The organism is Phenylobacterium sp. (genome assembly GCF_031425575.1).
GTDB lineage: Bacteria > Pseudomonadota > Alphaproteobacteria > Caulobacterales > Caulobacteraceae > Phenylobacterium.
In genome coordinates this window covers 1-11973 of record NZ_JANPJP010000105.1, presented here as the reverse complement: position 1 = coordinate 11973, position 11973 = coordinate 1, and the positions used below count along the sequence as shown (strand labels likewise).

14 protein-coding genes are annotated in these 11973 nt (G+C 67.9%); 10 read left to right on the top strand and 4 right to left on the bottom strand.

Translation table 11 applies throughout. The features are described 5' to 3' along the window. Window positions 1-12: 12 nt before the first annotated feature. Entirely contained in the window at window positions 13-276 is a 264-nt protein-coding gene (locus RMO97_RS05685; protein WP_310539557.1) for a hypothetical protein, read from the bottom strand. 183 nt (window positions 277-459) lie between these two features. On the opposite strand from RMO97_RS05685, the gene RMO97_RS05680 reads away from it, so the two are divergent. From RMO97_RS05680 to RMO97_RS05650, 7 genes are all read left to right on the top strand, one after another. Next, the gene (locus RMO97_RS05680) at window positions 460-1311 is read left to right on the top strand and encodes an aspartate/glutamate racemase family protein (RefSeq protein ID WP_310539556.1); all 852 of its coding nucleotides are present in this window, start codon (window positions 460-462) and stop codon (window positions 1309-1311) included. Window positions 1312-1326: 15 nt separating this feature from the next. Continuing rightward, window positions 1327-1854 (top strand): ATPase, encoded by a 528-nt coding sequence (locus RMO97_RS05675; RefSeq protein ID WP_310539555.1) that lies wholly within the window; start codon window positions 1327-1329, stop codon window positions 1852-1854. 117 nt (window positions 1855-1971) lie between these two features. After that, on the top strand, window positions 1972-2535 hold the full coding sequence (ahpC, locus tag RMO97_RS05670) for an alkyl hydroperoxide reductase subunit C (RefSeq protein WP_310539554.1): 564 nt from the start codon (window positions 1972-1974) through the stop codon (window positions 2533-2535). 85 nt (window positions 2536-2620) lie between these two features. Continuing rightward, window positions 2621-4204 (top strand): alkyl hydroperoxide reductase subunit F, encoded by a 1584-nt coding sequence (ahpF, locus tag RMO97_RS05665; protein WP_310539553.1) that lies wholly within the window; start codon window positions 2621-2623, stop codon window positions 4202-4204. A gap of 227 nt (window positions 4205-4431) precedes the next feature. Continuing rightward, a complete protein-coding gene (locus RMO97_RS05660) occupies window positions 4432-5328 on the top strand; it encodes a hydrogen peroxide-inducible genes activator (RefSeq protein ID WP_310539552.1) in 897 nt (298 codons plus the stop codon). An 84-nt stretch (window positions 5329-5412) separates the two neighbouring features. Then, on the top strand, window positions 5413-5817 hold the full coding sequence (locus RMO97_RS05655) for a host attachment protein (RefSeq protein WP_310539551.1): 405 nt from the start codon (window positions 5413-5415) through the stop codon (window positions 5815-5817). A 125-nt stretch (window positions 5818-5942) separates the two neighbouring features. Beyond that, window positions 5943-6500 carry a PadR family transcriptional regulator gene (locus RMO97_RS05650; protein ID WP_310539550.1) on the top strand — a complete coding sequence of 186 codons (558 nt, stop codon included), beginning with the start codon at window positions 5943-5945 and terminating at the stop codon, window positions 6498-6500. On the opposite strand, the gene RMO97_RS05645 is transcribed toward RMO97_RS05650, so the two are convergent. Together RMO97_RS05645 and RMO97_RS05640 are read right to left on the bottom strand one after the other, a co-directional pair. Beyond that, entirely contained in the window at window positions 6497-7006 is a 510-nt protein-coding gene (locus tag RMO97_RS05645; RefSeq protein ID WP_310539549.1) for a GNAT family N-acetyltransferase, read from the bottom strand. The two genes, RMO97_RS05650 and RMO97_RS05645, sit on opposite strands and share 4 nt — an antisense overlap. Before the next feature lie 2 nt (window positions 7007-7008). Beyond that, the gene (locus RMO97_RS05640; protein WP_310539548.1) at window positions 7009-9075 is read right to left on the bottom strand and encodes a prolyl oligopeptidase family serine peptidase; all 2067 of its coding nucleotides are present in this window, start codon (window positions 9073-9075) and stop codon (window positions 7009-7011) included. A gap of 81 nt (window positions 9076-9156) precedes the next feature. Between RMO97_RS05640 and dapF the strand changes: the two genes are divergently transcribed. From dapF to RMO97_RS05625, 3 genes are read left to right on the top strand one after another with little or no spacing between them, the layout of a single operon-like run. Continuing rightward, the gene (gene dapF, locus RMO97_RS05635) at window positions 9157-9984 is read left to right on the top strand and encodes a diaminopimelate epimerase (RefSeq protein WP_310539547.1); all 828 of its coding nucleotides are present in this window, start codon (window positions 9157-9159) and stop codon (window positions 9982-9984) included. Next, on the top strand, window positions 9981-11249 hold the full coding sequence (mtaB, locus tag RMO97_RS05630; protein ID WP_310539546.1) for a tRNA (N(6)-L-threonylcarbamoyladenosine(37)-C(2))-methylthiotransferase MtaB: 1269 nt from the start codon (window positions 9981-9983) through the stop codon (window positions 11247-11249). The genes dapF and mtaB overlap by 4 nt, the downstream gene beginning before the upstream one ends. After that, the gene (locus RMO97_RS05625) at window positions 11246-11710 is read left to right on the top strand and encodes a GFA family protein (RefSeq protein WP_310539545.1); all 465 of its coding nucleotides are present in this window, start codon (window positions 11246-11248) and stop codon (window positions 11708-11710) included. Before mtaB ends, RMO97_RS05625 begins: the two co-directional genes overlap by 4 nt. Here RMO97_RS05625 and RMO97_RS05620 read toward each other — a convergent pair. After that, a partial coding sequence (locus tag RMO97_RS05620; protein ID WP_310539544.1) for a TRIC cation channel family protein occupies window positions 11707-11973 on the bottom strand: 267 nt, incomplete at its 5' end. The two genes, RMO97_RS05625 and RMO97_RS05620, sit on opposite strands and share 4 nt — an antisense overlap.

The following is an 11973-nucleotide window of genomic DNA, read 5'->3' as shown; positions in this document are numbered from 1 at the left end:
GGCGTCGAGGGGTCAGGCGGCCTCCGGCAGGTACTGCTTGAGGGCCTGGGCTGCGGCGGCCGAGAGCGGGTCTGGCTGGGTTTCCAGGACGCCGATCTCGTGGACCAGGGCCGAGCTGATCTCGCGGTGGGCGAGGGGGGACAGTTCCAGCAGGGCCCTGGTGGAGGCGCGCGCCAGGGCCAGCGCGGTGGCCAGGTCGACTTCGACACCGACGATCCAGGTGGAGGCAGGGTCGTCCTTAGGGAGTCCGGGACGAGCGGAGAGCGGCATAGACATGGCGTTAAGGGGGTCTCGGGGAGGAGGGGAAGGAGGAGGAGCCAGCCTGGGGAGAACTGGCCATTTGAAAATGGCAGCTATGTCAGGCTGACATTATTGTCAATAGTGGGTAACCACGTTCACTGAACCCGTCCGCCCGATAGCGCGCTGGACGCTGCCGCGCCGGAGGGCTAAGCGCGATCCATGGCCATTGGCGTTTTCGATTCCGGGGTGGGCGGGCTGACGGTGCACCGCCGGCTGGTGGACCGCTTCCCGCAGGCGGACCTCATCTACCTCGCCGATCAGGCCAACACGCCCTATGGCGGCCGCGAGGGGGAGGAGATCGTCGATCTCACCCGCGCCGGCTGCGAGGCCCTGTTCGACCGGGACTGCGACCTGGTGGTCCTGGCCTGCAACACCGCCTCCGGCGTCGCTCTGCGGCGCCTGCAGCAGACCTGGCTGCCGGGCTACCGCAAGGAAAAACAACGCTCGGTGAACGTGCTCGGCATTATCGTGCCCACCATCGAGGCGGCCACCGGCCTGCCTTGGGAGCATGAGGCCGAACGCCGGGGCGACAAGGTGGAGAAGCTGGACGTGCTGGCCGTGTTCGCCACCCCGGCCACAGCGCGCTCCCGCGTCTATGAAATCGAGATCGACAAGCGCCGCCAGGACGTGGCGGTGTTCTCCGAACCCTGTCCCGATCTGGCCCGGATGATCGAGGCCGGCGCCGGAGCCGTGGAGCTTGCCACAGTGGTCGAGGCCCACGTGAAAGCCATCAGCACCCGCATTGGCCGGGCGCCTGACCGCGCCATCCTCGGCTGCACCCACTATGAGATGGTGGCCGACATGTTCCGCGCGGCGCTGAAGCCGGGCACGCCGCTCATCCACCAGCCCGACGCCACCGCGGACGCCCTGGAGGCCTATCTGGCCAAGCATCCGGAATATACGGCGGGCGACTCGGGCCGTCGGGTCTTCCTCACCACCGGCAAGCCCGGCGCCCAGCACACCCTGGTAGAGACTTTCTGGGGGGCTCCGCTAAGCTTCGAGCAAGCTTAGCAAGGAGGCCATCCCATGAAGACCGTGCTGGCGGCCGTGGCCGCCCTGTCGCTCGCCGGCGCCGCGCGCGCCGAGGTCGTCGATCAGTCGCCCCAGGGCTTCGAGAGTCGTCACGTCGTCACCATCGCGGCGCCGCCCGAAAAGGTGCGGGCCGCGACCCTGGCCCCCAGCGGCTGGTGGAATTCGGCCCACAGCTGGTCGGGTGACGCCCGCAACCTCTCCATCGACCTGGTGACGGGATGCTTCTGCGAGAAGCTCAAGGACGGCTTCGTGCGCCACATGACGGTGGTCTACGCCGCTGACGGCGCCCTGCGGCTCTCGGGCGCGCTTGGCCCCCTGCAGTTCACCGGCGCCAGCGGTCACATGGCCTTCAACTTCAAGGCGGGCGCGGACCCCACCACCACGGTGCTCACCGTCACCTACGACGTCGGCGGCTACGCCAAGGGTGGACTGGCGGAACAATGGGCCAAGCCGGTCGACGGGGTCATCGGCGAACAGGTGGGCCGGTTGAAGACGCTGATCGAAACCGGCAAGCCGGGCTAACGGGGCGGGGACGTCTGGATAGATAAAATCTATCCAGACGACTTATATTATCAATTTCCCCAATGCTGCGGCGCCATATAGACAGCGGGCTCCTTCCCGAACCAACCAGGAGCTCGCGTGTCCCTCATCAATACCGAAATCAAGCCGTTCAAGGCCGACGCCTTCCAAGCCGGCAAGTTCATCTCCGTCTCGGACGCCGATCTGAAGGGCAAGTGGTCGGTGGTCTTCTTCTATCCCGCAGACTTCACCTTCGTCTGCCCGACCGAGCTTGAGGACCTGGCCGACAACTACACCGAGTTCAAGAAGCTGGGCGTGGAGATCTACAGCGTCTCCACCGACACCCACTTCGCCCACAAGGCCTGGCACGACACCTCCGAGGCCGTGAAGAAGATCGACTACGTCATGGTGGGCGACCCCACCGGCGTGATCACCCGCAACTTCGACGTGATGATCGAAGAGGCCGGCCTCGCCGACCGCGGCACCTTCGTGGTCGACCCCGACGGCAAGATCCAGATCGTCGAGATCACCGCCGGCGGCATCGGCCGCGACGCCCTGGAACTGCTGCGCAAGGTCAAGGCCGCTCAGTACGTCGCCGCCCACCCGGGCGAAGTCTGCCCCGCCAAGTGGCAGGAAGGCGAGGCCACCCTGGCCCCCTCCCTCGACCTGGTCGGCAAGATCTAAGGCCTACCCCGCGTCCGCCGCCGTTCATCGGAAAGGCGGCGGCGCACCCTCCCCCGAAATTCCCGCGTCCCCACCGGAGTCCGTCATGTTGGATCAAGGCCTGAAGTCCCAGCTCAAGACCTACCTGGAGAACCTGCGCCACCCGGTGGTCCTGGTGGCCAGCCTCGACGCCTCGGCCAAGTCGGCCGAGCTCAAGGCCCTGCTGGCCGACATTGCGGAGGCCTCCGACAAGGTGACCGTCCGCGAGGACGGGACCGATGGCCGCGTCCCGTCCTTCACCGTGGGCGCGGAGGGCTCAGCGGCCCGCGTGACCTTCGCGGGGCTCCCGATGGGCCACGAGTTCACCTCCCTGGTGCTGGCCTTGCTGCAGGCCGGCGGCCACCCGCCCCGGGTGGAGGCCGAGGTCATCGAGCAGGTCAAGGCGTTGGACGCCGACCTCACCTTCGAGACCTATTTCTCGCTCACCTGCCAGAACTGCCCCAACGTGGTGCAGGCGCTGAACCTGATGAGCGTGCTGAACCCGCGCATCCGTCACGCCGCCATCGACGGCTCCCTGTTCCAGGACGAGGTCGAGGCGCGCAAGATCATGGCCGTCCCCACCGTCCTCCTGAACGGTCAGCCCTTCGACCAGGGCCGCATGAGCCTGGAGCAGATTCTCGCCAAGCTAGACACCGGCGCCGCGGCCCGTGACGCTGAGAAGATCGCCGCTAAGGGCGTCTTCGACGTGCTGGTGGTGGGCGGCGGCCCGGCCGGCGCCGCGGCGGCGGTATATGCCGCCCGCAAGGGCATCGTCACCGGGCTGGCGGCCGAGCGCTTCGGCGGCCAGGTGCTGGACACCATGGCCATCGATAACTTCATCTCCGTGCCCCACACTGAGGGCCCCAAGCTGGTCTCGGGCCTGGAGCAGCACGTCAAGGACTACGACGTCGACGTGATGAACCTCCAGAAGGCGGCCAGGCTGATCCCCGCCCTCGCCCCCGGGGACCTCAACGAGATCGTCCTGGAGAGCGGCGCGACCCTTCGCGCCAAGACCCTGATCCTGGCGCCCGGCGCCCGCTGGCGGCAGATGGGCGTGCCAGGCGAGGAGCAGTACCGCAACGCCGGCGTGGCCTATTGCCCCCACTGCGACGGCCCCCTGTTCAAGGGCAAGCGCGTGGCGGTGATCGGCGGCGGCAACAGCGGGGTCGAGGCGGCCATCGACCTGGCCGGCATCGTCGCCCAGGTCACCCTGATCGAATATGACAGCCAGCTGCGGGCTGACGCGGTCCTGCAGCGCAAGCTCGCCAGCCTGCCCAATGTCACCATCATCACCTCGGCCCTGACCACCGAGGTGCTGGGCGACGGCGCCAAGGTCAGCGGCCTGGTCTATCGCGACCGCGCCACCGAGGGCCTGCACACCGTCGAACTCGAGGGAATCTTCGTACAGATCGGCCTGGTCCCGAACACCGAGTGGCTGGAGGGCGCCATCGCGCTCACCCCGCGCGGCGAGATCGAGGTGGACGGCCACGGGGCGACCTCCGTCCCCGGGGTCTTCGCGGCGGGCGACGCCACCACCACGCCGTTCAAGCAGATCGTCATCGCCGCCGGCGACGGCGCCAAGGCGGCGCTTTCGGCCTTCGACTATCTCATCCGTCTGCCGACTGCGGCGACCGAGGCGGTGGCGGCCTAGGTTCAGCAGGCTGATGAGGGGAGCGTAGGCCTCTCCTCATCCGCTCATCCCGGCGAAGGCCGGGATCGAGGTGAAACCCACCCCGACCTCAGAAGACGCCGCAAGCAGCCCGGTTCATCTCTCGATGCGCGGGATGAATCTGGGTCCCTGCCTTCGCCGGGATGAGCGGGGTATTGTGCTTACTCAATCCCCATTGGGTTTTCCATAGGCTGAGCCTATGGTGACCCATGCTTCCGACCATCCGCCAACTGCAGTACCTCAAGCTCCTCGCCGAGCACGGGGCGTTCGGGAAGGCCGCCGAGGCCGCCCACGTCACCCAGCCCACCCTGTCGGCGGGCATTCAGGAGCTGGAGCGAACGCTCGGCGCTCCGGTAGTGGACCGCGCCCGCTCCGGCGTGATCCTGACAGCGGTGGGGGAGGCCGCGCTTTCCCGAGCCAACACCATCCTCAATGAGGCCGAGGAACTGGTGCAGGCGGCCAAGAACGCCAGCCAGCCCCTGACGGGCCGGTTCCGCCTGGGGGTCATCCCCACCATCGCGCCCTTCCTGCTGCCCAAGGCCCTGCCCCTGCTGCGGTCGCGGTTTCCCAAGCTGCGGCTGTATCTGCGCGAGGACCTGACCCAGCGCCTGATCGGCGCCCTGAAGGCCGGCCAGCTCGACGCCGCCCTCATCGCCCTGCCCTTCGACATGCAGGGCCTGGCCCACGCCCACGTCTCCGACGACGAGCTGCTGGCCGCTATCCCGGCCGACCACCCCCTGGCCAATCAACTGGAGTTTCCGCCCTCGGCGATGGAGGGGGAGGACCTGATCCTGCTGGAAGACGGCCACTGCCTGCGTGACCACGTGCTGTCGGCGTGCGGGCTGAAGCCTCCCAAGGCCACCGGCGACGAGGAGGCCTTCGCCGCCACCTCCCTGCCCACCCTGGTGCAGATGGTGGGATCGGGTCTGGGGGTCACCTACCTGCCGGCCATGGCCGTGGAGGCGGGCCTGACCTCGGCCGCCCACGTCGCGGTGCGCCACATTATGGCCGACCACCCCAGCCGCGAGATCGTGGTGGCCTGGCGCTCCGGCTCCAGCCGGGGCGCCGAGGGCCGCCTGCTGGCCGAAACGCTTCGCGAGGCGTGAGCCCTGGCTTGAGCCAGATCATGGCGGGACCGATCCGCCGTGTCAGACGTTCCGGGCAGGACCTTCCTTTCACCGGAGCAAGATATGCAACTTCCCAAGGGCGCGACTGTCGCGGTCGCTGACGGCGCGACCCTCCACATCTACCGCAATGGCGGCGACGAACTTAACCCCAAGCTGACCCTTCAGCCGGCGGCGGATCTGGCGCACGTCGACGGCGGCGCCGGAAGCCATCATCGGTCCAGCGCGGGCAACCATGATGACAGCACCCAAATCGAGGACGGATTCGCGGCCTCCACCGCCGGCTGGCTCAACAGCCAGGTGCTCGGGGGCAAGATCGACGACCTGTTCATCATCGCCGCGCCAAAGACCCTGGGCGAACTTCGCCGGCACTACCACAAGGCCCTGCAAGCCAAGCTGCTGGGCGAGCTGGCCAAGGACCTGACCGGTCACGCGATTGGCGATATCGAGACTGCGATCTCCAACGCCTGATCGCGTCCGGGGCGGGTCACGCCCGCCCCAGATCGTCGAAGGCGATCTATTTCGATATATCGCTATTGTATTCCGATCTGGGTTAGATATATCTGCAATATCGATATGTCTAAATAGGATCGAAAATGCATCGACACTTTTTCCATAAACATGAACATCGCAGCCGCCATGGGTTCGGCGGACACCTTCGCGGTCATGGTGGACGCGGGGAACGTGGCGGCCGCATCGGCCGGCTTCTAGAACACGGGGACCTGCGGTTCCTGGTCCTGGCCCTGCTGGCCGAGAAGCCCCGCCATGGCTACGAAGTCATGCGCGAGCTCGAGGAACGCACCGGAGGCGCCTATCGGCCGAGCCCGGGCGTGATCTACCCCACCCTTTCCCTGCTGGAAGACGAGGGCTTCGTGGTTCCCATCGCCGCCGAGGGCGGACGCAAGGCCTATGAAGCCACGGCCCCCGGCAAGGTGGCGCTCGAGGCCAACCGCGCCTCGGTGGACGCCATCTTCGCTCGCCTGGACGAGGCGGCCGAACAATCCTCCGGCGCCCGTCCCAAATTGCAGCGCGCCATGCAGAACCTCAGCACAGCGCTGCGCCTGCGCATGCAGCGCGGCGGCGTGACCGAGGAGCAGGTGGACGCCATCGCTGCGGCCATCGATGAGGCCGCCTCTAAGATCGAGCGGGTTTAGGACCCGCCCAGGTCGCGCGTGAAGTAGAGCGCGAGGTCGTCGTCCACCATGACCTCCTGCATCGGCGTGACGTTCATGCCGTTCCACGCGATGCCCCGGCCGTCGGGCAAGTAGCCTCTCAGTACGTAGAGGCGCTGGGCCGGACCGTAGTCGGGATAGAGGCCAACTCCGATGCCGGCGGTCTTTGAGCGCGTGGCGATCAGGGCCTCGGCGGCGTCCATCAGAGCCGTGCCGAGCCCCCGGCGGCGATACTGCGGCAGGACGTTGAAGTCCTGGATTTCCGGAATCCCCGCCTCGCGGAAGGGCTCGTACTGCGGGACCCAGACCACGGTCAGATAGCCCGCGAACACCCCGTCCACCCGGGCCACTAACACCGGCCGATCGCCGGCGGTCTGTTCGGCCAGGTAGCGGACATACTGCGTCTCCGGCTTGTCCCAGCCGATGTCTGTGAAGGCCTTCGCGATCTTCGGCGGGTCCTCCGGCCGCAGGGGCGTGATCTCCAGCATCGTCAGTCCATCAGCTTCTGGGCCAGATACACGTAGTGGCGGGCCCAGCGGCGGGCGTTCAGCTCCGGATCGGCGTCGTTGGCGTGACCGCCGAAGGTCTGCTCGTAATAGAGGTAGGGGACCCCCATCGCCTCCAGCCGGGCGGCGAACTTCCGCGCATGGCCGGGGTGAACCCGGTCGTCGCGGGTGTTGGTGGTGATATAGGGCTCGGGATACTTCACCCCGGATTTCAGGTTCTGATAGGCCGAGTACGTCTCGATGAAGGCCCGGTCAGCCGGGACATCCGGGTCGCCGTATTCCCCGATCCACGAGGCCCCGGCCGACAGCTTGTGATAGCGCAGCATGTCGATCAGCGGGCTCTCCACCACGATGGCGTTCCACAGCTCGGGATGCTGGGTCATGGAGACCGTGGTCAGCACCCCGCCGTTGGAGCGGCCATAGATGCCGAGCCTGCGCGCCGAGGTGATCTTGCGGGCCGACAGGTCCTTGGCCACGGCGGCGAAGTCGTCGAAGGACAGTTGGCGTTTCTCCCGCAGCACGCTCTGGTGCCAGGCCGGGCCGAACTCCCCGCCGCCACGGATATTTGCGATCACATAGGCGCCGCCCCGCTCCAGCCAGATCTTGCCCATTTCCGGCAGGTAGATCGGCGGCTTGGCCACCTCGAACCCGCCATAGCCGTACATGATGGTGGGGAGCGAGCCGTCCAGCTTCGCGCCCTTCGGCAGCACCACAAAATAGGGGATCTTCGCCCCGTCGCTCGATGTCGCCCAGTGCTGCTTCACCTCATGGGCGGCGGCGTGGAAGCGGGCGGGCAGGGCTTTCACCGGCTCGGCTTTTCCGGTCGCCGCGTTGGCCAGCCACAGGCTGGCCGGGTCGAGGAAACCTTCGGCGGCCACGAGCAGCTGGTTGTCGTCGCCCGAGGCCGAGCGCACCGTGAAGGTGGCGTCCTTGGGCAGGGCCAGCCGCGTGGCCGTCCACCTGCCATCCCTGCGGTCATAGGCGTCGACGGCGCCCTTCACCTCGTCCAGCAGGTTCACCACCAGCCGGCCCTTGGTGTCATAGACGTCGCTGATCGCCTGGCGCGGGCCAGGCTGGACGATCAGCTCCGGCTTGGCGGCGCCGGCCCTTAAAGCCTTCAGGTCATAGGCGATGAGGGCGCCGGCAGCGAAGCCGCCCCAGGCCTCCTTGAGCTGAAAGATCGCCTGGCCGTCGATATAGGCCTGGTACTCGGCCTTTCTCGGAAGGGCGATGGGCAGGGTCTGGCCGCCCTCAAGCAGCACGAATTCATTCTCGAAGAAGGTCAGGCCGCGCCGGGCCAGCAGGCCATCGGCCTTGCCGCCCGCCCCGCGCAGCACGATGGGCGTGACCCCGACATCGGTCTTCTGACCGCGATAGATCTCGCGCGCCACCCCATCGCGGGTGACCTTGCGGACGATGTAGGCATAGCCGGAGGGCGTCTCGTCGCCCGGCGTCCAGATGCGGCTGACCATCAGGCTGTCTTGGTCGATCCAGTCGAGGTTCTGCTTGCCCGAGGCGAAGCGGAAGCCGCGCTCGACAAAGGCCTTCTTCGCCGTATCGAACTCGCGGATCTCGACGGCGTCACTGCCGCCATCCGACAGCTCCACCAGACAGAGGGTCTGGGCGGGCTTGAGGCAGGTCGCGCCCTTCCAGATCCAGTTCTTGCCCTCGGCGTTGGAGAGCGCGTCGAGGTCCAGCAGGGTCTCCCAGACGGGCTCCGCGCTGCGGTAGGAGGCGAGCGTCGCGTGGCGCCAGACGCCGTGGACGTGTGCGTCGTCCTGCCAGAGATTGTCCACGCCTCCGGCCCGGAAGGTCGGCCAAGGGATGCGGTCCTTGGCGGTGAAGATGGCTCGCGCCTGCGCCAGATAGGTCGCGTAGCGGGCGTCGGCCTCCAGCCGCTTGGCGGACTTGGCGTTCTGACCCTCGACCCAGGTCAGCGCCTTGGGCGCATCGACCTCCTCCAGCCAGGTGAAGGGGTCAGCGGGGGTCTGGGCGTGCGCCATCGGTGCCAGCAGCAGGGCGCCGGTCAGCGCGGTCAAAAGCCGTTTCATGGGCCAAATCTAGGACCCGGGGGCGGCTCCTGTCTCGCCAAAGGTGATCGGCGGAGATTTCTCGCCTATATAGCCGCCACAATGAGCCGTCCGTTCCTAAAGATGAACGGGCTCGGCAACGACTTCGTCGTCGTCGAGGCCCGATCGGCGCCCTTCGCGCCCAGCGCCGCAGAGGTGCGCGCTATCGCGTCGCGCGAGGGCGGGATCGGCTGCGACCAGATTGTCTCAATTGATCCGTCGACACGCGCTGACGCCGCCGTCCGCTTCTGGAACGCCGACGGCGAGGAGGTGGGCGCCTGCGGCAACGCCAGCCGTTGCGTGGGCTGGCTGCTGATGGAGGCCTCGGGCAAGGACCAGGCGACCTTCGAGACCCAGGCCGGTGTGCTCACCGCCCGCCGGGCCGGCGACAAGGCCGTCAGCGTCGACATGGGCGAGCCTGGCCTCCACTGGACCCAGATCCCCCTGGAAGAGGAGATGGACACTCGTGGCATAGAACTCCAGGTCGGCCCCATTGACGCCCCGCACCTGCACACGCCCGGCTGCGTCTCCATGGGCAATCCGCACGTGGTGTTCTTCGTGGACGACGCCGAGACCGCCCCCGTCCGGGAAGTCGGCCCGATGATCGAGCATCACCGGCTGTTTCCCGAAGGTGTCAATGTCGGCTTTGCTCAGATCAAGGCCCGCGACCGCATTCGCCTGAAAGTCTGGGAGCGGGGCGCGGGCCTCACCAAGGCCTGCGGCACCGGCGCCTGCGCGGCCCTGGTGGCGGCCTCGCGCCGGGGCCTCACCGACCGCAAGGCGACCCTGGAGCTGGACGGTGGTGAGCTCGTGATCGAGTGGCGCGAAAGCGACGGCCACGTGATTATGACCGGCGGCCTCGAGCTCGAATTCACCGGCGTGCTGCCATGACAGACGGCGTCGATATCGTCACCTTCGGCTGCCGCCTCAACGCTTATGAGAGCGAGGTTATCCGGGCTCGCGCGGCGGAGGATGGTCTTTCCAACGCCATCGTCTTCAACACCTGCGCCGTCACCGGCGAGGCCGTGCGCCAGGCGCGCCAGGCGATCCGCAAGGCCCGCCGCGAGCGCCCCGACGCGAAGGTCATCGTCACCGGTTGCGCCGCCCAGATCGATCCCGCCGCCTTCGCCGCCATGGCCGAGGTGGACCTCGTGCTGGGGAACGCCGAGAAGAGCGAGGCCGGCGCCTATGCCGCGAGCGCGCCGGAAGGCCGGGTTCGGGTCAACGACATCATGAGCGTGCGGGAAACCGCCGGCCACCTGATCGACGGGCTGAAGGACCGGGCGCGGGCCTATGTCGAGGTCCAGAACGGCTGCGACCACCGCTGCACCTTCTGCATCATCCCCTTCGGCCGCGGCAATTCCCGCTCGGCAGCCGCCGGCGAGGTGGTGGAGCAGGTCCGCAAGCTGACGGCCCAGGGCTATCTCGAGGTGGTGCTCACCGGGGTCGACATCACCAGCTGGGGCTCGGACCTGCCCGGCCAGCCGACGCTCGGCCAACTCGTGGCCCGCATCCTGAAGCTGGTCCCGGAGCTACCGCGCCTTCGGCTCTCCTCCATCGACGCCGCCGAGATCGACCCGGACCTGATGCGCTGCCTGGCGGAAAACCTGCGGCTCATGCCCTACCTGCACCTGTCCCTGCAGGCCGGCGACGACATGATCCTGAAGCGGATGAAGCGCCGCCACAGCCGCGCCGACGCCCTGAAGCTGATCGCCGATGTCCGCGCCGTGCGTCCCGAGGTCGCCTTCGGCGCCGACTTCATCGCGGGCTTCCCCACCGAGACCGAGGAGATGTTCGAAAACACCCTTCGCCTCGTCGAGGAGGGCGGGCTGTCTTTCCTCCACGTCTTCCCCTTCAGCCCCCGCCCGGGCACGCCCGCCGCGCGGATGCCGCAGCTGCAACGCCCGGTGATCAAGGATCGCGCCGCCCGCCTGCGCGCCGCCGGCCAGCGCGCCCTGGAGCGGCACCTGCAGCGCCAGATCGGTCGGACAATCACGGGCCTGGTGGAACGCGACGGCGTCGCCCGGGCCGAGGACTTCACCGAGATCGCCTATGTCGGCGAGGCTGCCGTGGGCGCCATCGTTCCCCTGCGGATCACCGGTCACGACGGGACCGGCGTGCTTGGAACCGTGGCGGTGCTGGAGGCGGCGGAATGAGCGGTTGGTCGGGCGGTTGCCAGTGCGGCGCCGTGCGCTTCCATGCGCAGAGCCTGGGGCGCCCCAGCATCTGTCACTGCCGCATGTGCCAGAAGGCTTTCGGCGGCTTCTACGGTCCCTATGTGGACGCCAACGACTTCACGTGGACCCGCGGGGCCCCGAAGTATTTTCAGAGCTCCAACCTGATCCGGCGCGGCTTCTGCAGCGACTGCGGAACCCAGCTCTCCTTTGAGTCGCCGAAATGGACCATCAACATCGCCATCGGCGCCTTCGACACGCCGGCGCAAATCGTCCCAGCGCTGCAGGTGGGGACAGAGTCCCGCCTGCCCTATGTGAATGACCTGGGGAGCCTGCCCGAGCGGGCGCCCGAGGCGGCGGAGAAGATGGCCGAATTCTATGCCACCCTGGTCAGCTATCAGCATCCCGACCACGACACCGAGGTCTGGCCGCCCAAAGCCTAGTCCTCCGGCGTCCCGCGCCCCGGGAAGCCCGGCAGCGCCCAGCCCTTGAGGATGGCGCCGGCGCGGATGGCGAAGGCGGCGGCGAAACCCGCCAGTCCCGCCGGGAAGCCCGGAACCTCGAACATCTGCAGGATGACGAAGACGCCCGCGCCCACAAGGGCGGCGGTGACATAGACCTCACGCCGCAGCAGGATCGACGGCTCGTGGGCCAGGACGTCGCGGATCACCCCGCCGAAACAGGCCGTCAGCGTCCCCATGACCAC

Bases quoted from the DNA above. Each gene is read 5' to 3' on its own strand.
- RMO97_RS05685 (WP_310539557.1), bottom strand. From the start codon at position 276: ATGTCTATGCCGCTCTCCGCTCGTCCCGGACTCCCTAAGGACGACCCT.
- RMO97_RS05680 (WP_310539556.1), top strand. From the start codon at position 460: ATGGCCATTGGCGTTTTCGATTCCGGGGTGGGCGGGCTGACGGTGCAC.
- RMO97_RS05675 (WP_310539555.1), top strand. From the start codon at position 1,327: ATGAAGACCGTGCTGGCGGCCGTGGCCGCCCTGTCGCTCGCCGGCGCC.
- ahpF (WP_310539553.1), top strand. From the start codon at position 2,621: ATGTTGGATCAAGGCCTGAAGTCCCAGCTCAAGACCTACCTGGAGAAC.
- RMO97_RS05660 (WP_310539552.1), top strand. From the start codon at position 4,432: ATGCTTCCGACCATCCGCCAACTGCAGTACCTCAAGCTCCTCGCCGAG.
- RMO97_RS05655 (WP_310539551.1), top strand. From the start codon at position 5,413: ATGCAACTTCCCAAGGGCGCGACTGTCGCGGTCGCTGACGGCGCGACC.
- RMO97_RS05650 (WP_310539550.1), top strand. From the start codon at position 5,943: ATGCATCGACACTTTTTCCATAAACATGAACATCGCAGCCGCCATGGG.
- RMO97_RS05645 (WP_310539549.1), bottom strand. From the start codon at position 7,006: ATGCTGGAGATCACGCCCCTGCGGCCGGAGGACCCGCCGAAGATCGCG.
- RMO97_RS05640 (WP_310539548.1), bottom strand. From the start codon at position 9,075: ATGAAACGGCTTTTGACCGCGCTGACCGGCGCCCTGCTGCTGGCACCG.
- dapF (WP_310539547.1), top strand. From the start codon at position 9,157: ATGAGCCGTCCGTTCCTAAAGATGAACGGGCTCGGCAACGACTTCGTC.
- mtaB (WP_310539546.1), top strand. From the start codon at position 9,981: ATGACAGACGGCGTCGATATCGTCACCTTCGGCTGCCGCCTCAACGCT.
- RMO97_RS05625 (WP_310539545.1), top strand. From the start codon at position 11,246: ATGAGCGGTTGGTCGGGCGGTTGCCAGTGCGGCGCCGTGCGCTTCCAT.